Source organism: Intestinimonas butyriciproducens (assembly GCF_016901775.1).
Lineage (GTDB): Bacteria > Bacillota > Clostridia > Oscillospirales > Butyricicoccaceae > Pseudobutyricicoccus.
Genome location: NZ_JACJKW010000001.1, coordinates 96,081 through 116,643, shown reverse-complemented (window position 1 = coordinate 116,643; position 20,563 = coordinate 96,081). Strand labels below are relative to the sequence as shown.

General features: G+C 55.8%; 19 protein-coding genes and 1 tRNA gene. 13 read left to right on the top strand and 7 right to left on the bottom strand.

The features are described 5' to 3' along the window. The first annotated feature begins 32 nt into the window (after positions 1-32). Positions 33-121: transfer RNA gene (locus H6A25_RS00640), tRNA-Ser, on the top strand. A 168-nt stretch (positions 122-289) separates the two neighbouring features. Here the strand turns inward: H6A25_RS00640 and dltD are convergent. From dltD to dltA, 4 genes are read right to left on the bottom strand one after another with little or no spacing between them, the layout of a single operon-like run. Further along, positions 290-1,459, bottom strand: coding sequence for a D-alanyl-lipoteichoic acid biosynthesis protein DltD (gene dltD / locus H6A25_RS00635; RefSeq protein ID WP_204750092.1), 1,170 nt, complete (start codon positions 1,457-1,459; stop codon positions 290-292). Next, complete coding sequence (dltC, locus tag H6A25_RS00630; protein ID WP_204750091.1) at positions 1,456-1,701, bottom strand: D-alanine--poly(phosphoribitol) ligase subunit DltC; 246 nt, start codon at positions 1,699-1,701, stop codon at positions 1,456-1,458. The genes dltD and dltC overlap by 4 nt, the downstream gene beginning before the upstream one ends. A 24-nt stretch (positions 1,702-1,725) precedes the next feature. Further along, on the bottom strand, positions 1,726-2,871 hold the full coding sequence (gene dltB, locus H6A25_RS00625; protein WP_204750090.1) for a D-alanyl-lipoteichoic acid biosynthesis protein DltB: 1,146 nt from the start codon (positions 2,869-2,871) through the stop codon (positions 1,726-1,728). Next, the gene (dltA, locus tag H6A25_RS00620; protein WP_204750089.1) at positions 2,868-4,385 is read right to left on the bottom strand and encodes a D-alanine--poly(phosphoribitol) ligase subunit DltA; all 1,518 of its coding nucleotides are present in this window, start codon (positions 4,383-4,385) and stop codon (positions 2,868-2,870) included. Before dltA ends, dltB begins: the two co-directional genes overlap by 4 nt. Before the next feature lie 273 nt (positions 4,386-4,658). Between dltA and dsdA the strand changes: the two genes are divergently transcribed. The 8 genes from dsdA (at position 4,659) to H6A25_RS00580 (ending at position 13,228) form a co-directional block, all read left to right on the top strand. Then, positions 4,659-6,008, top strand: a complete 1,350-nt coding sequence (gene dsdA, locus H6A25_RS00615) for a D-serine ammonia-lyase (RefSeq protein ID WP_204750088.1) — start codon at positions 4,659-4,661, stop codon at positions 6,006-6,008. A gap of 137 nt (positions 6,009-6,145) precedes the next feature. Next, complete coding sequence (locus H6A25_RS00610) at positions 6,146-7,318, top strand: amidohydrolase (RefSeq protein ID WP_204750087.1); 1,173 nt, start codon at positions 6,146-6,148, stop codon at positions 7,316-7,318. A 71-nt stretch (positions 7,319-7,389) separates the two neighbouring features. Continuing rightward, positions 7,390-8,556 carry an amidohydrolase gene (locus H6A25_RS00605; RefSeq protein ID WP_204750086.1) on the top strand — a complete coding sequence of 389 codons (1,167 nt, stop codon included), beginning with the start codon at positions 7,390-7,392 and terminating at the stop codon, positions 8,554-8,556. 96 nt (positions 8,557-8,652) lie between these two features. Beyond that, positions 8,653-9,342 carry a response regulator transcription factor gene (locus tag H6A25_RS00600; protein WP_204750085.1) on the top strand — a complete coding sequence of 230 codons (690 nt, stop codon included), beginning with the start codon at positions 8,653-8,655 and terminating at the stop codon, positions 9,340-9,342. Then, positions 9,339-10,694, top strand: coding sequence for a sensor histidine kinase (locus tag H6A25_RS00595; protein WP_204750084.1), 1,356 nt, complete (start codon positions 9,339-9,341; stop codon positions 10,692-10,694). The genes H6A25_RS00600 and H6A25_RS00595 overlap by 4 nt, the downstream gene beginning before the upstream one ends. 127 nt (positions 10,695-10,821) lie before the next feature. Further along, entirely contained in the window at positions 10,822-11,685 is an 864-nt protein-coding gene (locus H6A25_RS00590) for a PepSY domain-containing protein (RefSeq protein WP_204750083.1), read from the top strand. Positions 11,686-11,720: 35 nt separating this feature from the next. Then, a complete protein-coding gene (locus H6A25_RS00585) occupies positions 11,721-12,827 on the top strand; it encodes a PepSY domain-containing protein (RefSeq protein ID WP_204750082.1) in 1,107 nt (368 codons plus the stop codon). A 23-nt stretch (positions 12,828-12,850) separates the two neighbouring features. Next, positions 12,851-13,228 carry a hypothetical protein gene (locus H6A25_RS00580; RefSeq protein ID WP_204750081.1) on the top strand — a complete coding sequence of 126 codons (378 nt, stop codon included), beginning with the start codon at positions 12,851-12,853 and terminating at the stop codon, positions 13,226-13,228. Positions 13,229-13,273: 45 nt separating this feature from the next. Here H6A25_RS00580 and H6A25_RS00575 read toward each other — a convergent pair whose 3' ends face one another. Together H6A25_RS00575 and H6A25_RS00570 are read right to left on the bottom strand one after the other, a co-directional pair. Further along, on the bottom strand, positions 13,274-14,326 hold the full coding sequence (locus tag H6A25_RS00575; protein ID WP_204750080.1) for a DUF3298 and DUF4163 domain-containing protein: 1,053 nt from the start codon (positions 14,324-14,326) through the stop codon (positions 13,274-13,276). A gap of 215 nt (positions 14,327-14,541) precedes the next feature. Then, a complete protein-coding gene (locus tag H6A25_RS00570) occupies positions 14,542-15,012 on the bottom strand; it encodes a zinc ribbon domain-containing protein (protein WP_204750079.1) in 471 nt (156 codons plus the stop codon). A 200-nt stretch (positions 15,013-15,212) separates the two neighbouring features. On the opposite strand from H6A25_RS00570, the gene H6A25_RS00565 reads away from it, so the two are divergent. Then, entirely contained in the window at positions 15,213-15,608 is a 396-nt protein-coding gene (locus tag H6A25_RS00565) for a VOC family protein (RefSeq protein WP_204750078.1), read from the top strand. A gap of 15 nt (positions 15,609-15,623) precedes the next feature. Then, complete coding sequence (gene nudC, locus H6A25_RS00560) at positions 15,624-16,463, top strand: NAD(+) diphosphatase (protein ID WP_204750077.1); 840 nt, start codon at positions 15,624-15,626, stop codon at positions 16,461-16,463. 34 nt (positions 16,464-16,497) lie between these two features. On the opposite strand, the gene H6A25_RS00555 is transcribed toward nudC, so the two are convergent. Then, entirely contained in the window at positions 16,498-17,343 is an 846-nt protein-coding gene (locus tag H6A25_RS00555; RefSeq protein WP_204750076.1) for a hypothetical protein, read from the bottom strand. Between the two features lie 163 nt (positions 17,344-17,506). Here H6A25_RS00555 and H6A25_RS00550 point away from each other — a divergent pair, with 163 nt between their 5' ends. Both H6A25_RS00550 and H6A25_RS00545 read left to right on the top strand, forming a co-directional pair. Beyond that, entirely contained in the window at positions 17,507-20,080 is a 2,574-nt protein-coding gene (locus tag H6A25_RS00550) for a heavy metal translocating P-type ATPase (protein WP_204750075.1), read from the top strand. Next, a complete protein-coding gene (locus H6A25_RS00545) occupies positions 20,080-20,346 on the top strand; it encodes a metal-sensing transcriptional repressor (protein ID WP_204750074.1) in 267 nt (88 codons plus the stop codon). Before H6A25_RS00550 ends, H6A25_RS00545 begins: the two co-directional genes overlap by 1 nt. The last annotated feature ends 217 nt before the right edge of the window (positions 20,347-20,563 follow it).

Sequence of the window (20,563 nt, the reverse complement as noted above, 5' to 3'; positions counted from 1 at the left end):
AGAGATAAAATATCATTTATGTATCCCCAAATGGAGAGATGTCCGAGTGGTTTAAGGAGCTGGTCTTGAAAACCAGTGATCCCGCAAGGGACCAAGGGTTCGAATCCCTTTCTCTCCGCCAATGAAAAAAGACCCTCGCTTTTTAAAAAAGCGAGGGTCTTTTTGCTGTTTTCAAAACTGGGCATAGACAAATTGAGGAGCGCTGGACAGGTTGGCCAGCATGAGATAACCGTAAAAAACCAGGAGCAGCAGGTAAAAGAAAGCCACCTGAGCAAAAAAGCGGAAGCGCTCACTCTGCCAGAGCCTGTGAAGCGAATTGATAAAGCCCTTCATTCAGTTTCACCCACCCTTCTCTGGCGATGTGTGTGTTGTCCTCAAAGAAATAGGGAGTGTATTCATAGGAGGAAAGGTCCAGAAGTTCCGCGCCGTAATCCCGGGCAACGGCCTGGATCTTTTCATAGTACTCCTGGCGCTTGTCAGAAGACAATCCCATATAATCATACCAGGGGCCGTTGAAGGGCAGACTGACCAGCAAAGGCCGAATCTGAAGATCCCGGCACACTTTTAAGAAGCAGATCATGTCTCCATATTCCTGGGAGCTCAGATAGTCGGCTTTGGCCGCAGAGCCTTTTTTGCTCTTGATGTAGTTGTTTTTATACAGGTTATAAAAGCCGTTGTCCATGCCAAAGGGGTTGGTGGTGTTGGCTTTGGCGCCGTCCACCGCGGCTTTTTCGCTGAGGGTCTTCCAGTCGGGCTCAGGGGCGCCCTGGGGATACTCCTGGGAGGAAACACCTCCGGCCAGGGCCTTGAGGGAGAGGGAGACCATGAGCTTGTCCTCCAAAAAAGCCAGATAGAGTTTGCAGGACAGCTTCTCCAGGAAGGTGGCGTTTTTGGTGAGATAGACCCGCTGATAGCTTTTGACCCGTTTGGCCATGGCCGGGTCGGCCTTGAGCAGTTTGTCGGTGCGCTCCAAAATATAGTTTTTGGTGTCTTCCGATAAATGGGGATTTTGCAGCATCTGGATGTAGTTGTACTCCGAGAAGCGGGAGGTGTACACCTGGCTGGATACGCCTTTGCCCCGGAACCATTGGGGGGAGAGAATGAATACCGCCTGTTTCTGGGGCAGTTCATCTCCCATCGCCGCCAAAGCGGTGGCGTGGTAAAGAGATTGGTAATAGCCCGCACCGATGAGCATCAGCCGGAAAGGCTGGCCCGACAGGACTTTGGCCGGATGATAGGGAGTGGAGCGGCCGTGGCGAAATTCCGAAGAGCCGAAAACCGGAATGGAAGTGGCAGTCAGGTTTTCGGTGATGGCCCGGCTGTACAGCAGCTTGTCGTCGTTGACCCAAGCGTCAAAGGAAGGGCCGGTAAAGTCCAGCTTTGTGATTCCCAGGTGAATCACAAGGACGGTAAAAGAAAAGAGGAGAAAGGCCAATCCCAGGGCCTTGCACTTTTTCATTGGGCCATCCGGCTTTCCACCAAATCGGCGATGAGCCGGGGTGTGGCGATCTGGCTGCGGCTCACCTCAGAGGGGGAGAGTTTCACATCAAACTGGCTTTCCAGCTCCACCAGCAACTCCACCAGTCCCAGGGAATCCAGCAGGTCGTTTTCAAACAGATCCAGATCCAGCTGATCTTCTTCCAGCGTTTCGCCGCAAATGCCGGAGAGAATGGAAAGGATTTTTTCTTGTGTGGTATTCATGGATGTTTCCTCCTTTGGAATGAATCAGGTGAACAGGGCTCCGGAAAAGATCAAAAAGCCCACCATCACCAGGTTAAGGGTGACAAACCAGGACAGCAGCCCATACCAGGTGCAGTTCCGGTACTTTTTATAAAAGGAACACTTTTTTTGATAGACTTCGGTGGCGGCCAGCAGCACGCCGTGGTAAAGGCCATAAAGCAGGTAATAAAGGGTCAGCCCATGCCAGGCGCCCATCACCAGCATATTCAGCAGGAAGGCCCAGCAGGCTCCAGACAGACGGCTTTTGAACCATTTCCCCTTGATGCCCCCCATAAGAAAGCGGGAAAAGAGGTAATCCCGGAACCAATGGGACAAAGTAATGTGCCATCGGTTCCAGAAATCCTTCATGTCCCGGCTGAGGAAGGGAAGGTGGAAGTTTCCCGGGGTGCGTACCCCCAGGATATAGGCACAACCCACTGCCATGCGGCTGTAACCGGCAAAATCGAAAAACATATAGATGCCGTAGCACCAGCCATAGGCCAGGGCCAAAAGGAGCCCGCCTTTGGGCTGGCACAGGCTGAGCAGGCGAAAGGCCAGAGGGGAAAGTACGAATTTGTAAACCAGACCGATGAGAAGCTGTTCCAGCCCATCTCCCAGAAGGGTCAGATATTCCTCCCGGGTGTAGCGTCGCCGGAAGTCCTCTTCAAAACGGCGGCTGCGGTCGATAGGCCCGGCGCTGAAGGTGGGAAAAAAGAGAAGAAAGGCCCAAAAGGCGGGAAGGGAAAGGGAAGAGATCACCCCGTCATAGGTCTCGATGATGATCTGGGCCACCCGGAAGGTAAGATAGGAAAGTCCCAGGAAAGAAAAGAGGGAAAGAGTGGTGACTTCGCTCCATTTCATCAGCAAAAGGGGGATCAGACTGAGGAAAAGAGCCAGGGCGTAATGCCAGGGCACGGGACCCTTTTTTTGCCGCAAAGGGATATAGAGGAACACCAGCAGGCTTTCCCACAGGAGATATGCCCCCAGCCACGCAAGCTGCAGAGGCGTCCCGGCCAGCACCGTCAGAATCATCACCAGGGAGGCGAACAGACCATAAGGGCCGATGGCCTTGCCACGCAGCCCCAGAAACAGGGCCGGCAGGAGCAGCAGGGTCATCAGAGTGAAAAAGGGAACACCGGAGAAAAAACTCATGGCAGCATTCCCTCCAAGGCCTTACGATCGGTTTTGCCATTGGGCGTCACCGGAATCTTGGGGAGAAAAACCAGCTTTTTCGGCACCATATAGCCGGGAAGGAAGGTTCGCAGCTGCTTTTTCATTTGGAGGGAAGCGGCCAGGGAGTCTTCGATTCCCTCCCGCTCCACAAAACCTACCAAAGCGTGAACGGAGCCTTCCCGCATTTGGGGCAGCACCACCGCCCGGCGCACCCCAGGCAGTTTCAACAGGTTCTCTTCCACATCTCCCAGCTCGATCCGGTAGCCGTGGAGCTTGATCTGGTGATCGCCCCGGCCGATGAAATGGAGCATCCCATCGGGAGAGAGAAATCCCAGATCTCCGGTGCGGTAGGCGGGAATGGCCTTCCCTTGCCGCACAGGACTGCAAAAGACCTTCTCTGTCATATCGGGGCGGCGGAAATATCCTGCTCCCACCGTGTCGCCTAAAATGACGATTTCGCCCTGCTCGCCATAAGGCAGCGGCGTACCATCCGGGGACCAGATCTCCAGGGTGATCCCTTCTTTGGGCCTGCCTACCGGAAGGGCCTGCTCCTCTGTCATGGAGAGGGTGATGGGGGTCTGGGTAACGCAGACGGTGGTTTCAGTGGGGCCGTAGGTGTTGATCACCTGGCAGCGGGGAAACCGCTGAAGCAATGCCCGGGCCGTGCTGGGAGGCAGCGTCTCACCGCAGAAAAGGAAAGCACGCAGCCGGGGCAGAAGCTCCTGACAGAACCGGGGATCGGCCAGGCACAGGGCGGCAAAAGAGGGAGTGGAGACGAAATAAGCTCCCTGAGTAGTCTGGAAAAAATTCATCAGGGCGCCGTAGTCCTCCTGAATACTGCGGGTCATGGGACGCAGCGTGCCGCCGCAGAAAAGACAGGTATAGGTGTCCAGCACCGAAAGATCAAAGGAAAAAGGAGCCTGGTTCAAAAAGACGGCGCCGGCTTTGTCCTCCCGGGAGCCGGCCAGCTGGCAAGACCAGTCCAGGAAGTTTTCCAGACACCGGCGGGGGATCTGTACTCCCTTGGGGCGTCCGGTGCTGCCCGAGGTAAAGATGATATAGAAAATGTCCTCCGGCTGAACCCGGGCCTCCTGGGGAGGCCCCATACCGGGGCTTTGAGCCAGAGAGCGGATGGTATCGGGAGAAAAGGCCCGGGGATGGGGGAAGGGGAGAGCCTCCGTGCACAGAAGCACCGGCGTCTGGGTCTCTTCCAGAATTTCCGTCAGGCGCTGGGCAGGCAGGGAAGTGTCTATGGGACAATAGGCCCGTCCGGCTTTGGCGCAGGCCAGAAAGCACACCAGCATCCAGGGGCTTTTGTGCCCATAGACCACAAAGGGTTCTTTTCCTGGGCCGAAGCGGGACAGAAGACAGGCAGCCAGCCGGTCGGAATATTCCTCCAGCTGCCGGTAGGTGATGGTTTCTTCCCCTGTGGACACTGCAATCTGGTGGCCCCGCTGTTGGGCGTGTTGGGATAAAATACGGAACAGATCCATCAAAGGACCTCCTTTCGCCCGGCCGGATGGGTCGGGGATTGTTACCGGCACAGTATAGCATAGCCCTTTCGATAATTTCCTTGCGAAAATCTTTCAATTTTCATAATTTCCTCTGGGATTTCTTCAAAGATTCTTCAAAGATTCTTCGTGCATTTTTCCGGGAAACTTGGTATAATGGCAGAAGAGAAAAAGAAAAGAAAAATTATACGAAAAGTCTAGTTTTCATTTAAAATTACAAAATCCCCAGGGTGTGCCCTGGAGAGGGAGGAAACAATGGAACAGATGATCTGCGGCAAAAGTCCCCGGCAGTGGGAAGAGGAATTTCCGGTGGTGGGGGATCTGGTGAAACTCAAGGAGACCTTCTGGATCAATCCCAAGAAGGTGGGAACGGAGGAGGCTCTGAAACAATGCAGCCTGTCTCTCTTGGATGTGAAGGAGGCGGAGGCCCGGCTCCAGCGGTTCGCCCCCTTCATCGCCAAAGCATTCCCGGAGACAGCAAAGATGGGAGGGATCATCGAATCCCCTGTACAGGCCATTCCTCAGATGCAGAAGGCCCTGGAAAAGGAATGGGGTATCCAGATCCCCGGCGGGATGCTGCTCAAGTGCGACAGCCATCTGCCCATCTCCGGTTCCATCAAGGCCAGAGGGGGCATCTATGAGGTGCTCAAGCACGCCGAAGATCTGGCCCTTCAGGAAGGGATGCTCACCCTGGAAGATGATTATTCTCAGCTGGATAGTGATAAATTCAGAGATTTCTACTCTAAGTATTCGATTGCTGTGGGTTCCACCGGCAATCTGGGGCTGTCCATCGGCATCATGAGCGCCCGGCTGGGATTTAAGGTCAGTGTGCATATGTCCGCCGATGCCCGCCAGTGGAAAAAGGATCTGCTGCGGGAAAAGGGAGTCACCGTGGTGGAATATCCGGAGGATTACAGCAAGGCGGTGGCCGAAGGCCGGCGTCAGGCGGAAAGCGATCCCATGTGCTATTTTGTGGATGACGAAAACTCGGTGAATCTGTTTATGGGCTACGCTGTGGCGGCCCAGCGGCTGAAAGGGCAGCTGGAACAGATGGGCGTTTTGGTGGATCAGGAGCATCCCCTCTTCGCCTTCCTGCCCTGCGGTGTGGGCGGCGGCCCTGGCGGCGTGGCCTTTGGTCTCAAGCTGGTCTATGGAGATGCCGTTCACTGCTTTTTTGCCGAGCCCACCCATGCCCCCTGCATGATGCTGGGACTGGTGACCGGGCTGCAGGACAAGGTGTGCGTCCAGGACTTCGGCATTGACAATCTCACTGCCGCCGACGGTCTGGCCGTGGGCCGTCCCTCCAGCTTTGTGGGCAAGACCATCGAACCTTTCCTCAGCGGCAGCTATACGGTGGACGACGGCACATTGTACCGCCGCCTGGCTCTTTTGCGGGACACCGAAAACCTGGCTCTGGAACCCTCGGCCCTGGCGGGAATGGAAGGGGTCCGCTGGCTGCTGGAAAGCAAAGCCGGACAGGCCTATCTGGAAAAAGAGGGCCTTTTGGACAAGATGCAACAGGCCCACTTCATGCCTTGGGGCACTGGCGGCAGCATGGTTCCTCCGGAGGTGATGGAGGAATATTACCGCAAGGGCAAGGAATAAAGATAAAGCAGCTTTTTTGCAAATTGCATAAAAAGAAGCCGGGGAATTTGGCACCCAAAAAAGGGGCTTTTCTTTGACAATTTCCCGGGAAAAAGGTAAGCTATAAGGTAGTAAGATTGAAAAGGAGGATGTTTCCCATGATTCTTATTAAAAATGGTTTGGTTAAAACAATGGCCGGCGAGGATATCGAAAATGGCCAGGTTCTGCTGGATGGCGACAAGATCGCCGCTGTGGGCAAAGAAGTGAATGCCCCCGCCGATGCACAGGTTATCGACGCGGCCGGCTGCATCGTGGCTCCCGGCTTTGTGGAAGGCCACTGCCACATCGGCCTGGACGAAGAGGCCATCGGCTTTGAAGGCGATGACTACAATGAAATGACCGATCCCGTCACTCCCCAGATGCGGGGCATCGACGGTCTCAATCCCATGGACGAGGCATTCTTTGACGCATACAGCCATGGCGTGACCACCGCCGTCACCGGCCCGGGCAGCGCCAATGTGGTGGGCGGCACTTTCCTGGCCGTCAAGCTGTGCGGCAAGCGGGTGGACAACATGGTGGTGAAAAACCCTGTTGCCATGAAGATCGCCTTTGGCGAGAACCCCAAGCGCTGCTATGGCGCTTCCCAGAAGAAGATGCCCATGACCCGTATGGGTACCGCCGCTCTGCTGCGGGAACTGCTGGTCAAGGCCCAGAACTACCGGGAAGAGATGGACGCCTATGAGGCCGATCCCAAGAACAACAAGAAGCCTACTTATGACTGCAAGCTCCATGCCATGCTGCCTGTCATGCGCAAAGAGATCCCCCTGAAGTCCCATGCCCACCGGGCCGATGACATCTTCACAGCCCTGCGCATCGCCAAGGAGTTTGATCTGGATATCACTCTGGACCACTGCACCGAAGGCCATCTCATCGCCGATGAGCTGGAAAAAGAGGGCAAGGGCTGCCTGGTTGGTCCTACCTTTGGCGCCAAGAGCAAGTTCGAGCTGAAGAACAAGTGCTGGGATACTCCCAAGACCATGGTGGAGCACGGCCTCAAGACCGCCATCATCACCGATGCTCCGGTTATTCCTCTGAAGTATCTGCCCCTGTGTGCCGGTCTGGCCATCAATGCCGGCCTGGACGAGCAGGAAGCCTGGAAGGCGGTCACCATCAACCCCGCCGTCATCACCGGTATTGCTGACCGGGTGGGCTCCCTGGAAGTGGGCAAGGACGCCGATGTGGTCATCTACAAGGGCAACCCCCTCACCGACCTTCAGTACACCACCAAGTACACCCTGATCAACGGCCAGATCGTTTATCAGGCTGAATAAAAAATCATTTCACAGGGCCGGGGGGCAGCAGGCTCTCCGGCCCGGGTTTTAGAAAAAGGAGGATGTTTCCCATGATCCTGATCAAAAACGGCCTGGTAAAGACCATGGCTGGAGAAGATATCGAAAACGGCCAGGTGCTGCTGGACGGCGGCAAGATCGTGGCTGTGGGTAAGGAAGTCAGCGCTCCGGCCGATGCACAGGTCATCGACGCTGCCGGGTGCATCGTGGCTCCCGGCCTGGTGGATGGCCATTGCCATATCGGTCTGGAAGAGGCCGCCATTCAGTTTGAAGGCACCGACGGCAATGAGTGCACCGATCCGGTGACTCCCCAGGTGCGGGCCATCGACGCCATCCAGCCCATGGACGAGACTCTGGCTCAGGCGGCTGCCGCCGGTGTGACCACAGCGGTTACCGGCCCGGGCAGCGGCAATGTGGTGGGCGGCACCTTTGTGGCCATTAAGATGCACGGCAAGCGGGTGGATGATATGATCCTCAAATATCCGGTTGCCATGAAATGCGCCTTCGGCGAAAATCCCAAGCGGGTTTACGGCACCCAGAAGAAGATGCCTATGACCCGGATGGGCACTTCCGCCCTGCTGCGGGATCTGCTGGCCCGCACCGTGGAATATGACGAGGCCTGGAAAAACTACAAGGCCGATCCCAAAAACAACAAGAAACCCGCCATCGATGTGAAACTGGAAGCCATGCTGCCGGTCATTCACAAGGAGATTCCTCTGAAAGCCCATGCTCATCGGGCGGACGATATCTTTACCGCCCTGCGCATTGCCAAGGAATATGATGTGGATATCACCCTGGACCACTGCACCGAAGGCCATCTCATCGCCGATGAGCTGGTGAAAGAGGGCAAGGGCTGCCTGGTTGGTCCCACTCTGGGTGACAAGAGCAAGTTCGAGCTGAAGAACAAGAGCTTTGATACTCCCCGGGTGCTCAACGAAGCCGGGCTGAACATCTGCATCATCACCGATGCCCCGGTGATCCCCCTGGAGTATCTGTCCCTGTGCGCCGGTCTGGCTGTCAACGCCGGCCTGCCGGAGCAGGAGGCCTGGAAGGCCATCACCATCAATCCTGCCGTCATTACCGGAATTTCTGACCGGGTCGGTTCTTTGGAAGTGGGCAAGGACGCGGATGTGGCCATTTTCCGCGGCAATCCCATCACCGATCTGCAGTATACCGTGGCGTATACCATTATCGATGGCCAGATCGTTCACAAAGGCTGATCAGACTGCGTAAATTGCAAAAGCCCGGGGAAGGTTTTGGCCGTATCCCCGGGCTTTTCTTATTGGTTTTCACAGCGGAGTAAAGGAGGAAAACAAATGCGGGTGCTGGTGGTGGAAGACGCCAAGGATATGAATCGTCTGATCGTCAAAACGCTGACCCGGGCAGGGTACAGCGTGGACGGCTGCTACAATGGGGAAGAAGCTCTGGATTTTTTGGCCGGAGCGGAATATGACGCCATCTTGCTGGATGTGATGATGCCCAAGCTGGATGGCTATGCTCTGCTGGAAAAATTGCGCAGCCAGGGGATGGATACGCCGGTTTTGTTCCTCACCGCCCGCGACGCCATTTCCGACCGGGTGAAGGGGCTGGACCTGGGAGCCGATGACTATCTGGTCAAGCCCTTTGATTTTGAAGAGCTGCTGGCCCGCATCCGGGCCATGACCCGGAAAAAATCCGGGAAGCGAAGCAATGTGTTCACTTTGGGGGATCTGCAGGTGGATGCCCAGAGCCACACCGTCACCCGGGGCGGCAAAGAGATCAATCTTCTGCCCAAGGAATTTACCATTCTGGAATATATGATCCGCAATCAGGGGACCGTGCTCTCCCGGGAGCAGCTGGAAAACCAGATCTGGAACTATGAACGCTCCGGCTCTTCCAACAATATTGATGTCTATATCAGCAAACTGCGGAAAAAGATCGATGGGGAAGGCCAGAGCCGGCTGCTCCATACCATCCGGGGCGTGGGCTGGGTGCTGCGAATGGAAGAAGGAAAGGGGAATCCATGAGAAAAATATCCGTCAAGCTGAAGATCACCCTGTGGATCACTTTGCTCATGACCATTCTGTTTTTGTTTTTGGTGGCCTTTACCTTGTTCATCAGCCGGACGGTGGTGCTTTCCAGCGCCCGGCAGCAGCTGGTGTCCACCACCCGGAACAGTGTGGGGAATATTTCCTTTTCCCAAGGAAAGCTCGGCACCACAGAGGGATTTTCCTTTTATCAGAACGGCGTATCCATTCTGGTGTACAGCCAGTCGGAATCCTTGCTGGCCGGCCAGCTGCCGGTGTCCTTTACAGCCAGTGAGCCCTTTCAGAATGGCCAGGTGCGCACAGTGGAAGGGGCCGGAATTTCCTATCTGGTGCTGGACTTCTGGCTGCCCAGCAGCTGGGAAGAAGGGGTGTGGGTGCGAGGATTGATGGAAGTGCCCAATGATGAGCAGACCAGCGAAAACCTGATGAAAATCGCCGCCATTGCCCTGCCGGTGTTTATTCTCCTCACCGCTGTGGGGGGCTATCTGCTGGTGCACCGGGCTTTTCGGCCTCTGGAACGCATCAGCGCCACTGCCCAGGCCATGGGAGAAGCAAAGGATCTGTCCAGGCGCATCGGTCTGCCGCCCGGGCGGGACGAGTTTTCACGCCTGGCCCAGACCTTCGATCAGCTGTTTGCCCGTCTGGAGCGGTCCTTTGAAGCGGAAAAGCAGTTTACCGCCGACGCATCCCATGAATTGCGCACACCGGTGTCTATTATCAAGGGAGCCTGCGAATATGGGCTGAAATACGATGAGACCCCGGAAGAGCGCCAGGAGACTCTGGAGATGATCGCCCGGCAGGCGGAAAAAATGGCTCAGCTCATCGCTCAGCTGCTCAGCATGACCCGCCTGGACCAGGGCACCGAAGGGGCCCGGCTGGAGCCGGTGGACCTGGGGGCCTTGGTGGAAGGTCTGATCCGGGAGCGGGGATATGAGGAGGACAAACTTATTTTGTCTGTCGCCCCCGGTGTGAAGGTGCAGGGGGATGGGGCGCTGCTGTCCCGGCTGACGGAAAACCTGGTGGAAAATGCGCTGAAGTATGGAAAAACGGGAGGTCATGTATGGGTCACCGTCAAATCCCAGGGAAACGAAGGAATCCTGGAGGTGCGGGATGACGGCATTGGCATTCCCAAAGACCAGCAGGAAAAAATCTGGCAGCGTTTTTATCAGGTAGACCCTTCCCGCAGCGATGAAAGCAGCGGTGTGGGATTGGGACTTTCCATGGTGCGCCAGATCGCCCAGCTCCACGGAGGCACGGTGACGCTGGACAGCGTGGAAGGGATCGGCAGTGTGTTTGCTTTGCATTTGCCTTTGCAAAATGAAAAAATGTGATCTGAAACCGGCTTGTTCCCTTGGGGAATAAGCTGGTTTTTTTCTGAAAAATTTTTTTGGGAATTTCATGTAAATTTCATGTTCAGGGGTTATAGTAACATCAGAAACAAGAAAGGAGCTCACTACTATGACAAGAAAAAAATTGATGATCAGCGCCGCGGCGCTTAGTCTTTTGGTTTTGGCCGGATGCAGCAAGGATGGAATGGCCGGTTATATTGGCACAACGGAAGCCAAGAATGTGGCTTTGGAAAACGCCGGTCTTACAGCCAGCCAGGTGAAATTCACCGATGTGGAATTGGATGACAAAAACGGCACCTATTATTATCAGGTGGAGTTCACCGCTGATGGGAAGGAATATGAATACGATATCGACGCTCTCACCGGTGCCGTGATCGAAAGCAAGCTGCCGGCCGGTGTCCAGGCCCAGCAGAATACAGCAACTTCCGATGACGATACGGCAGGCAATACAACACCCGATACCAACACCGCTGGCAGCAATACCAATAACAACACCAATACCGGTACAGCATCTGCGGCTCTCACCGCCGATCAGGCCAAGGACAAAGCCCTGGCTCATGCAGGGCTCAAGGCCGATCAGGTGACCTTCGTCAAGAGCAAGCTGGATTGGGATGATGGCCGTCAGGTGTACGATGTGGAGTTCTACACCAGTGACTACAAAGAGTACGATTATGAGATTGATGCTTCTACCGGCGAAGTCGTCAGCTACGACTTTGATGCCGAAGGGTATGCACCTCCTGCCACAGGCAACGGCCAGAGCGGAACCATCACCGCCGATCAGGCCAAGGAAAAGGCTCTGGCTCAGGTTCCCGGCGCGACCGTTTCCGATATCCGGGAGTTTGAGACCGATTACGACGATGGCCGCCTTCAGTATGAAGGCAAGATCTTCTATGATGGAATGGAGTATGAGTTTGAGATCGACGGCTACAGCGGCGCCATCCGCAACTGGGAAGCCGAATCCATGTTTGACTAAATAGCCATACGGACTGGGAAAGAGAGGTACAGCAAATGAAAAAGACGATGCAGAAGAGCAGAAAGCGCCTGGGTGCGTTGGCTTTGGCTGCCGCCATGATGCTGGGAGCACTTCCGATCACCACAGCGGCCCCCAATCAGGTGACCACCGTCACTGGAGAAATGCGGCCTCAGGTATCTGTGGTGGTGGACGGTGTGGAACGGGATTTCTACAACGCCCAGGGCCAGCAGGTTTACGCAGTTTTTTATGATGGCACCCATTATCTGCCCGTGCGGGCCATCGGCGAGCTGATGGGCAAGAATGTGAACTGGGATCAGTCCACTCTGACCATTTCCCTCACCGCTCCCCGTACCACCGGCACAGTGCAGGGTACTCCCGGCACAGCTGCCCAGGTCCAGAGCATCCAGATGGAAAACCGCCCCGACTTCACCATCCTGGTGGAAGGGGAAAAGAAGAATTTCCAGGACGCCCAGGGCCATGCCGTTTATCCCATGCTGTACCAGGGAACCACCTATCTTCCTGTGCGGGCCATTGGTGAGCTGATGGGCAAGAATGTCAGCTGGAACAGCCAGGATGCTGTGATCACGCTGGGTTCTTCCTCGGGCAGCCTGGTCACCGATGCCGACAGCTTTGAGCAGGGAGGCACTCAGTCCAGCGGCAACCAGGGCAATCAGCAGACAACTCCCTCCGGCAGCATCACTCTGGAGCAGGCCAAGCAGAAGGCTCTCCTTCATGCAGGCTTGAGCCAAAGCCAGGTAACCTTTGTCAAAGGCAAGCAGGATTGGGACGACGGCCGTCTGGTTTATGAAGTGGAATTTTACACCAGCGATTACAAAGAGTACGATTACGAGATCGATGCCGCCACCGGCATCATCCTCAGCTATGATTTTGACGCAGAGGATTATACACCCCAGCAGAACACCGGCAGCTATATCGGTGCAGAAAAGGCCAAGAGCGTGGCTCTCCTTCATGCAGGCTTGAGCCAGAGCCAGGTGACCCGTCTCCGCTGCCAGCTGGAAAAAGACGATGGACGCTGGGAATACCAAGTGGAATTTTGCTACGGTACCATGGAATATGAATATGAGATCGACGCCTACACCGGGGTCATTCTTTCCCGGGATGCGGAGCCCATTTACGATTGATCCCTTGAAGCGGAGGTAATGAAATGAAACAAGAAGTGCGTATTTCTCTCAACCTGGTGGAACTGGCTGCCGGTGTGCTGCGGATCCTGTCTTTCCTGCTGCTGGCCGCCGCCTGCCTGACCACAGCGGCTCTGGTGATGATGGCCCTGCGGATGCCCGCATCGGACAGCCTGTGGTATCTGATGCATGAGATGGACGATGAGCTGTTGGGAGCATTTTTCTTCTGGGGCGGTTTTGCCATCATCGGTTATCTGGCCCGGATGCTGCGGCGGGAAGTGGCCAAGGCCCAGCCTGCACAGCCTGTGTCCGGCGGGGATATGGAGCAGACCCAGTCCATGCCGGTCTACCGGTACCCCCAGCCCATTTGTTCTCCCCAGGAAGAAACACCTGGGCAGCAGTAATAAAACAAAAAACCGTGGAAGAGATTCCACGGTTTTTTTGTGCAGTTATGGGGAGAAAAGGGTGTAGGCGCCGGTTTTTTCCTGTACATAAATGGCGCCGGTTTGCTGCCCCACGCCATAGCGGCCCACCGTTTCCTCCGGGGGCAGATACAGACGGATGATATAGATGGGCTCACCGCCTGCATCACCTTCTCCTTCCGAGACCATGCGGATGCCGGTGCGCTCATCCTGAGGAAGCTGGGGCACCACCTTTTCATAGAGAAGGCGCATGGCGGTTTTTAAATATTGGGCGTCCATATTCACTGTGGGAATGGGAGTGGCAAACAGATCCTGCTGGTCATAGGGAAGAGAGACCTCCGGGAAGCCATAGGCCCGGACGGCAATGGTCTCCTGAGGCAGGTAGAGGCAGATCTGGTCCCCGGACAGATAAAAACCCACCTGGCTGATGAGATCGGGCAAAATGTCCTGGGCATTGGGATAAAACTGCTGGGGATCGCTTTGGATCAGTTGGGTGAAATGGTTCACCACCTGCTGGGATACGGTCTGCTTGTCGCCGGCCAGGATCTGATCCAGGGAGAGGGACTGGCCGGAAGAGGTGAGATAGGTGCCGCTGAGACGGCGGAGAGTGGGGTAGGGACCATTGGTGTTCTGGTATTCGGTGCGCAGAATGCTCAGAAGGCCGGCATTGTTGTAAGTGATCTCATAGGAGCTTTCGATGGTATAGGGCTGAAAGCTTTCTCCCAGAAGCTGTTTATCCTCTTCGGCCTGAGCCTGCCAGTTGTGGGCGGCACTGGCCAGATACTCTTCCTCGTCCTTTTCAAAAAGCTGGTTGAGAGAGGCAATCCCTTTGGTGCTGCCCAGAAGCACCGGATGGCTGTGGGAGATGGTGGCCAGCAGGGTTCCTTCCCCGTCGCGCACCTCCTGCTTCTGGCATTTGCTCTGAATGGTCACAGGGCCATCGGCGCTGAGGGACAGTTGGGAAGAAGGGGCAGCCGTTTCAGCAGAAAGAGGAGAATCCCCCTTGTTTTGCGGAACGGTACAGCCGCAAAAAGGCAAAAGAAAAAGACAGCACAGACAGAGGGCGGCCATGGACTTCATAGCAGCCTCCTTTCCCGCCGGAGAAATGCCGGCGCGGCAAAAAGATTTCGCAATTTTTATCATTTGGCTATTGTACCATTATTTTGAGAAAAATCAAATATATTCTTTCAAAATAACCAGCACCAGGAAAAAAGAAGGGGAAAAGTAAAACAAAAAAAGCGCGATCCTCTCCCCGGAGAAGGGGAGAAAGATCACGCTTTTTTGCGCTGGAAAAACTACGGCTCCACACGGGCTCCGCACTGGGAACAATAGGGCCCATGGGCCAGAGCACCACAGTTTTGGCAGATACGCTCTTCCCGCTGGATAATCTCCGGGGTGGGCATCATGGCACCGCAGGAGGGGCAGAAACGGGTGCCTTCTTCCATCATGGTGCCGCAGGCCGGACAGGCGATCATGGGCACAGGCTGGGAAGCGGCGGTTTTGGCGGCTTCGGCCTCCTGGCGGATCTCCCGGATTTTCCGCAGGGAAGTGTCCACGGTCTCCATAAATTCTGCGGCTTCTTCCGGGTTTTCCCCTTTGGTGGAATAATACCACTGGCCCAGGGCCCGATAAGCCTTTTCGATCTCCCGCTCTTCGGCGGAAATGGCCAGGGTGGCCTTGGCACTGCCGGCCAGCTCCCTGGAGACCTGTACGGTGGTCTGGGCCACTTCAGAGAGTTTTTTGCTCAGATCGTTCAATATGGGCATAGAAAGGACCTCCTTATTTGCAAAAGCCATAAAGTTGCAACTTGTTGCTTTTATTATAATGCCTGGAAGGAAAAGCCGCAAGGGTGGAAAATCATCGCTTTTCTCCATTCTTTTCCTGGGTGTCCTTGCGGCAGGGAGAGAAATGTGGTAGTGTAACAATGAAAGCAATCCATTGAAAAGGGAGCGGAGGTTTTGTGAAGATGAAAAGTCTGAAGGGAATCCATCATGTGTGCATCAAGGCGCCGTCGCTGGAAAAAATGGAGCAGGCTGTGGAATTTTACACCCGGGTGTTCGGCATGCCGGTGATACGCCGGTGGGGACAGGGGGAGAAGAGCGCCTGCATGGTGGATACCGGCGCCGGTATTCTGGAGATCATGGCCGATGGAAGCGGTGAGGCGCCGGGGCCCATTCCCCATGTGGCGTTGGCGGTTACCGGTGTGGATGAATGGGTGGAACTGGTGCGGCAAGAGGGCTGCCCCATCACCATGGAGCCTCAGGACAAACTGCTGCCCTCCCAGCCGCCCTTTCCGGTGCGCATTGCCTTTTTCCAGGGCCGTGCTGGGGAGCTGGTGGAATTGATGGAAGAAAAGGAATAAAAGGAGCTTTTGGCTATGTTTCAGGATATTGCCCCCCATCGGTTCAGCAATGTGTTTTTCAAAGATGCCATCCATCCGGAGGATGTGCTGCTTTGTTACAATGGCAGCCATGTGCTGCTGCAGCCGGTGGGTGAGGGGGACTACGCTTTGCCCCGGGCCTGCCAGCTGCCACAGCAGGCAGCTATGGAGGCCATCTATCTGTTTTCGGTGGACAAGACCCGGTATTTTGGGTTCTGGCATCCCCACGGAGTGGGAGATGTACCGGGACTTTGCTGGCAGAGCACCCAGGTGCTGCGTACAGTGAAGGATCAGGTAACTTTGTTTGCCGGTATGGAAGGCTGGCATCTGTACCGGTGGTTCCGGGTCAACCAGTTCTGCGGCCGTTGCGGAAAACCCATGGAGCTGAAAGGGGATGAGCGGGCGGTGATCTGTTCCGCATGCGGCAATGTGGTCTATCCCCGGATCAATCCCGCCATTATCGTGGCAGTGGAAAATGAAGGGAAGCTGCTGCTGGCCCGCAACGCCAGCAGCCCTCCGGGCCGCTACGGTCTGATTGCGGGATTCGTGGAATTTGGCGAGTCGCTGGAGGATACCGTCCGCCGGGAAGTACGGGAAGAAGTGGGACTCAAAGTCACCGATGTGCAGTATTACAACAGCCAGCCATGGCCCTTTTCCGAATCGATGATGCTGGGCTTCTTTGCCCGGGTGGAGGGAGATGCCCAGCTGCATCCGGACAAGAAGGAGATCGCCGAGGCCAAATGGGTATCACCGGAGGAATTGCCCCCGCCGGTATCCCGCATCAGCATTGCCCAGGAATTGATGCAGGAATTCAAACGGCGCAAAATGGGAGAATAACAAAAGCCGGTCTGCTTTGGCAGACCGGCTTTTGTTAGCTTCGACCGGCGGCGGGGAGATTTTTTAAAATCTCCTGCTGCGAAGGAGAGAGGGAAGAAAAATCCCGTTCCACCTGAATGTCGGGAAGGGTGGAAAAATAGATTTTGCTTCCGTAGTCGTTATAGCACATCAGATATTGCTCCCCTTCCAGCTGGAGCCGGGCATAACCCTCTTCCGATCGGGCATAGAGCACGCCGTTCAGAATAAGAAAACTCTCCACATCCCGCAAAAGGCGGACGGTATAGCCGATATTCAGCTCCCGGGCTTGGACATCCACCAGCTGCAGGCGGCGGAAGCCATCCTGGCCGGTGACTTCTTCTATGCGGAAGCGGCCCGAACCAAAGGGGGCCACACAGGGGGCGGCGGGAAAGGCCTGGTATTGGGGCGTGAGGGAAATCAGTTTGTTGTATTCGGCCAGGGGAAAAAGCCGCAGGTCATGGACCAAAGTGACGCCGCTCCAGGCTTTGGCATAGCGGGGATAGTGTTTACCGGTATACAGCCGGCAGGTGCCCTCCTGCCAATGGGCGGCAGCCGCACCGCTGACGCCTTTCACATAGAGGGTGTCTTTATCCAGACGGTAGGCATAGACCCGGTTGACCAAAACCCTTTGCCTCCCATCCTGGGTGAGGCAAAGGTCCAGATACCGGTTTCCCTGCCGGTCGGTGTATGCCACGATGGAGAAATCTCCGGCTGTGAGCCAGGATTTCCGGTGAACGCCCTGGGGTAGGCCGGGCCAGTTTTCCCTTGCAATCAGTGCGGCAAGGATCAGGATGGTGGGCAGAAAAAGCAGCAGGAAAGGACGGCGGATATGGGAAAATACCTGTTTGATTTTTGCTTTCATATCCCCACCTCCCTGTCTCCCATTATGATAAAACTTTTCCGGGGAAATGAAAAGAAAAACTTCTCTTGACAAAGAGGAGCAAATCTGTATACAATATAGATACCCCCCGGGGGGTGGGGTGTTCTCAGTTCCCCCGGGAATCCGTTGGGAGGGGAGTATGGGAATGAAAACCAAATTCAATGTAACCGGCATGACCTGTTCGGCCTGTTCCGCCCATGTGGACAAAAGCGTGCGGAAGTTGGAGGGCGTGAGCGATGTCAATGTGAACCTGCTGGCCAATTCCATGGTGGTGGACTATGATGAAAAGACGGTCACCCCAGAGGAGATCATCAAAGCGGTGGAAAAGGGCGGTTATGGCGCCAGCCTGCCTGCGGCTTCGGCCGGGGAAGCACCCCGCCAGAGTGCAGTGGATCAGGCCAATGAGGAGACACGGAAGGTAAAGGTGCGGCTCATCCTTTCCTTTGTCTTTATGATCCCCCTGTTTTACCTGGCTATGGGGCATATGATGTCCTGGCCGCTGCCTGCTTTTTTCCTGGGAGAGGAAAACGCGCTTACCTATGCCTTTACCCAGTTCCTTCTTTGTCTGCCGGTGGCCTATGTGAATCGGAAGTATTTTATCAATGGGTTCAAGACTTTGGCCCGGCGCAGTCCCAATATGGACTCCCTCATCGCCATTGGCAGCACAGCCGCCATCGTCTATGGAGTCTATGCCATTTATAAGATCGGCTGGGGTCTGGGCCATGGGGACAGCCATATGGTCCACCAATATTCCATGGATCTGTATTTTGAAACTTCGGCCATGATCCTGGCTCTGATCACCCTGGGCAAATTTTTGGAGAGCCGCAGCAAAGGCAAAACCTCGGAGGCCATCACAAAGCTGATGGATCTGGCGCCCAAAACCGCCACGGTGGAACGGGATGGACAGGAAGTGGAGATCCCGGTGGAGCAGGTGCAGGCCGGGGATATTCTGGTGGTGCGGCCGGGACAGAGCCTGCCGGTGGACGGTGTCATCACAGAGGGTACCACCGCCATCGACGAGTCGGCTCTCACCGGGGAGAGTATCCCGGTGGAAAAGGGGCCTGGGGACCGGGTCACCGGAGCTTCCATCAACAAGACAGGCTTTTTTAAGTTCCGGGCCGACAAAGTGGGGCAGGATACTGCTCTTCAGCAGATCATCCGCCTGGTGGAAGAAGCCGGGGCCAGCAAAGCGCCCATCGCCAAATTGGCCGACAAGGTCAGCGGCGTCTTTGTGCCTGCGGTAATCGGCATTGCCCTTCTGACCTTTGCCGTCTGGCTGCTCATGGGAAAGACTTTTGAATTTGCCATGTCCATGGGCATCGGCGTACTGGTGATCTCCTGCCCCTGTGCCCTGGGCCTGGCCACTCCCACCGCCATTATGGTGGGAACCGGCAAGGGGGCCGAGCAGGGCATTCTGGTCCGTTCAGCCCAGGCCTTGGAGATCGCCCGCACAGTGGATACTGTGGTGTTGGACAAAACGGGTACCGTTACAAAGGGAAAACCCCAGGTGACCCAGGTCATTCCCGCTCCCGGTGTGGCGGAAGAGGAACTTTTGCAGCTGGCCGCCGCCCTGGAGCGGCCTTCGGAGCACCCCCTGGCCGAAGCGGTGCTGGTGTATACCGGTGAAAAGGGGATTTGTCCTGTGCCGGTGGAGGAATTTGCCGCCCTGTCGGGCCGGGGCGCCAAGGGGAAGCTTCAGGGAGAAACTGCCCTGGCCGGAAACCTCCTGCTGATGCAGGAAGAGGGGATTGAGCCGGGAGATCTGGCCCAGGCCGGTGAAAAGCTGGCTCAGAAGGGGAATACCCCCTTGTATTTTGCCTGGAAGGGCCGTATCATAGGATTGATCGCCGTGGCCGATGTGATCAAGGAAACCAGCCCCCAGGCGGTAAAGGAACTGGAGAAAATGGGCATTCAGGTGGTCATGCTCACCGGGGACAATCAGGTCACCGCCCAGGCCATCGGAAGAGCCGCTGGCATCACGAAAGTCATCGCCGGAGTGATGCCCCAGGACAAGGAACGCCATGTGCGCCAGCTCCAGGAGCAGGGGCATAAGGTGGCTATGGTGGGCGACGGCATCAACGATGCCCCTGCCTTGGCCCGGGCCGATGTGGGCATTGCCATTGGCGCCGGTACCGATGTGGCCATCGAATCGGCCGATGTGGTGCTGATGCATTCCGACCTGATGGATGTGCCCGCCGCCATTCAGTTGTCCCGGGCCACCATCCGCAATGTGAAGCAGAACCTCTTCTGGGCTTTGCTCTATAACAGCATCGGCATCCCTCTGGCCGCCGGTGTGCTCTATCCCGCCTTTGGCCTGCGGCTCAACCCCATGTTCGGCGCCGCTGCCATGAGCATGAGCTCGGTGTGTGTGGTCAGCAATGCCCTGCGGCTGAAGTTTTTCCGTCCCCGGTTTGAGGGGAAAGCATTGCCCGCTGTGCCCCAAGAAGAAATTGAAATTATCAATACAAATAGTATAGAAAATAAACAAAATCACGAAAGCGAGGAAAAATCCATGAAAAAGACCATCATGATCCAGGGGATGATGTGCCCCAACTGTGTGAAGCATGTGAAGAACGCCCTCAGCGCTCTGCCTGGCTGCCAGGTGGAAGTGGACCTGGAAAAGGGTATGGCCCAGGTGGAGATGAGCCAGCCTGTGTCCGATGACACCCTGCGCCAGGCTGTCACCGACGCCGGCTATACCGTCACGGAGATCCGCTGATGCAGGCCGAGAGGCAAAAGGTAGAGCGGCTGCTCAAGACCGCCCGGGGCCAGCTGGATGGCATCCTGAAAATGGTGGAGGAGAACCGGTATTGTATGGATATCTCCAATCAGATTATGGCCACTCAGGCCATTCTGCACCGGGTGAACCGGGAGATCCTCCAGGCCCATTTGCAGCACTGTGTCCGTCAGTCCCTGGAAACCGGAGAGGATAGTCAGCAAAAAATCGATGAACTGATGGCCCTTTTTGATAAAGCGGTGTTTTGATATGCAAAAAAGCACTCCTGTAAACAGGAGTGCTTTTTTGCACAGGCTGTGGAAAACAGATATAGCGGAAGCGGATTCTGTGTTCTACCCTTATTGATTCGCAAAAAGCCGCGACCTGCGGGTGGCTTTTTGCACTTCTCAAGGGGAAAGTGTGCGCCATAGGCGTGCATGCAGACCCCTGCAAAAACTCAAAAAAGTGGCAGAAGCCACTTTTTTG

Bases quoted from the DNA above. Each gene is read 5' to 3' on its own strand.
- H6A25_RS00580 (WP_204750081.1), top strand. From the start codon at position 12,851: ATGAAACAAGAAGTGCGTATTTCTCTCAACCTGGTGGAACTGGCTGCC.
- H6A25_RS00550 (WP_204750075.1), top strand. From the start codon at position 17,507: ATGAAAACCAAATTCAATGTAACCGGCATGACCTGTTCGGCCTGTTCC.
- dsdA (WP_204750088.1), top strand. From the start codon at position 4,659: ATGGAACAGATGATCTGCGGCAAAAGTCCCCGGCAGTGGGAAGAGGAA.
- H6A25_RS00585 (WP_204750082.1), top strand. From the start codon at position 11,721: ATGAAAAAGACGATGCAGAAGAGCAGAAAGCGCCTGGGTGCGTTGGCT.
- dltD (WP_204750092.1), bottom strand. From the start codon at position 1,459: ATGAAAAAGTGCAAGGCCCTGGGATTGGCCTTTCTCCTCTTTTCTTTT.
- nudC (WP_204750077.1), top strand. From the start codon at position 15,624: ATGTTTCAGGATATTGCCCCCCATCGGTTCAGCAATGTGTTTTTCAAA.
- H6A25_RS00605 (WP_204750086.1), top strand. From the start codon at position 7,390: ATGATCCTGATCAAAAACGGCCTGGTAAAGACCATGGCTGGAGAAGAT.
- H6A25_RS00575 (WP_204750080.1), bottom strand. From the start codon at position 14,326: ATGAAGTCCATGGCCGCCCTCTGTCTGTGCTGTCTTTTTCTTTTGCCT.
- H6A25_RS00590 (WP_204750083.1), top strand. From the start codon at position 10,822: ATGACAAGAAAAAAATTGATGATCAGCGCCGCGGCGCTTAGTCTTTTG.
- dltA (WP_204750089.1), bottom strand. From the start codon at position 4,385: ATGGATCTGTTCCGTATTTTATCCCAACACGCCCAACAGCGGGGCCAC.
- H6A25_RS00600 (WP_204750085.1), top strand. From the start codon at position 8,653: ATGCGGGTGCTGGTGGTGGAAGACGCCAAGGATATGAATCGTCTGATC.
- dltC (WP_204750091.1), bottom strand. From the start codon at position 1,701: ATGAATACCACACAAGAAAAAATCCTTTCCATTCTCTCCGGCATTTGC.
- H6A25_RS00545 (WP_204750074.1), top strand. From the start codon at position 20,080: ATGCAGGCCGAGAGGCAAAAGGTAGAGCGGCTGCTCAAGACCGCCCGG.
- H6A25_RS00555 (WP_204750076.1), bottom strand. From the start codon at position 17,343: ATGAAAGCAAAAATCAAACAGGTATTTTCCCATATCCGCCGTCCTTTC.
- H6A25_RS00565 (WP_204750078.1), top strand. From the start codon at position 15,213: ATGAAAAGTCTGAAGGGAATCCATCATGTGTGCATCAAGGCGCCGTCG.
- H6A25_RS00595 (WP_204750084.1), top strand. From the start codon at position 9,339: ATGAGAAAAATATCCGTCAAGCTGAAGATCACCCTGTGGATCACTTTG.
- H6A25_RS00570 (WP_204750079.1), bottom strand. From the start codon at position 15,012: ATGCCCATATTGAACGATCTGAGCAAAAAACTCTCTGAAGTGGCCCAG.
- dltB (WP_204750090.1), bottom strand. From the start codon at position 2,871: ATGAGTTTTTTCTCCGGTGTTCCCTTTTTCACTCTGATGACCCTGCTG.
- H6A25_RS00610 (WP_204750087.1), top strand. From the start codon at position 6,146: ATGATTCTTATTAAAAATGGTTTGGTTAAAACAATGGCCGGCGAGGAT.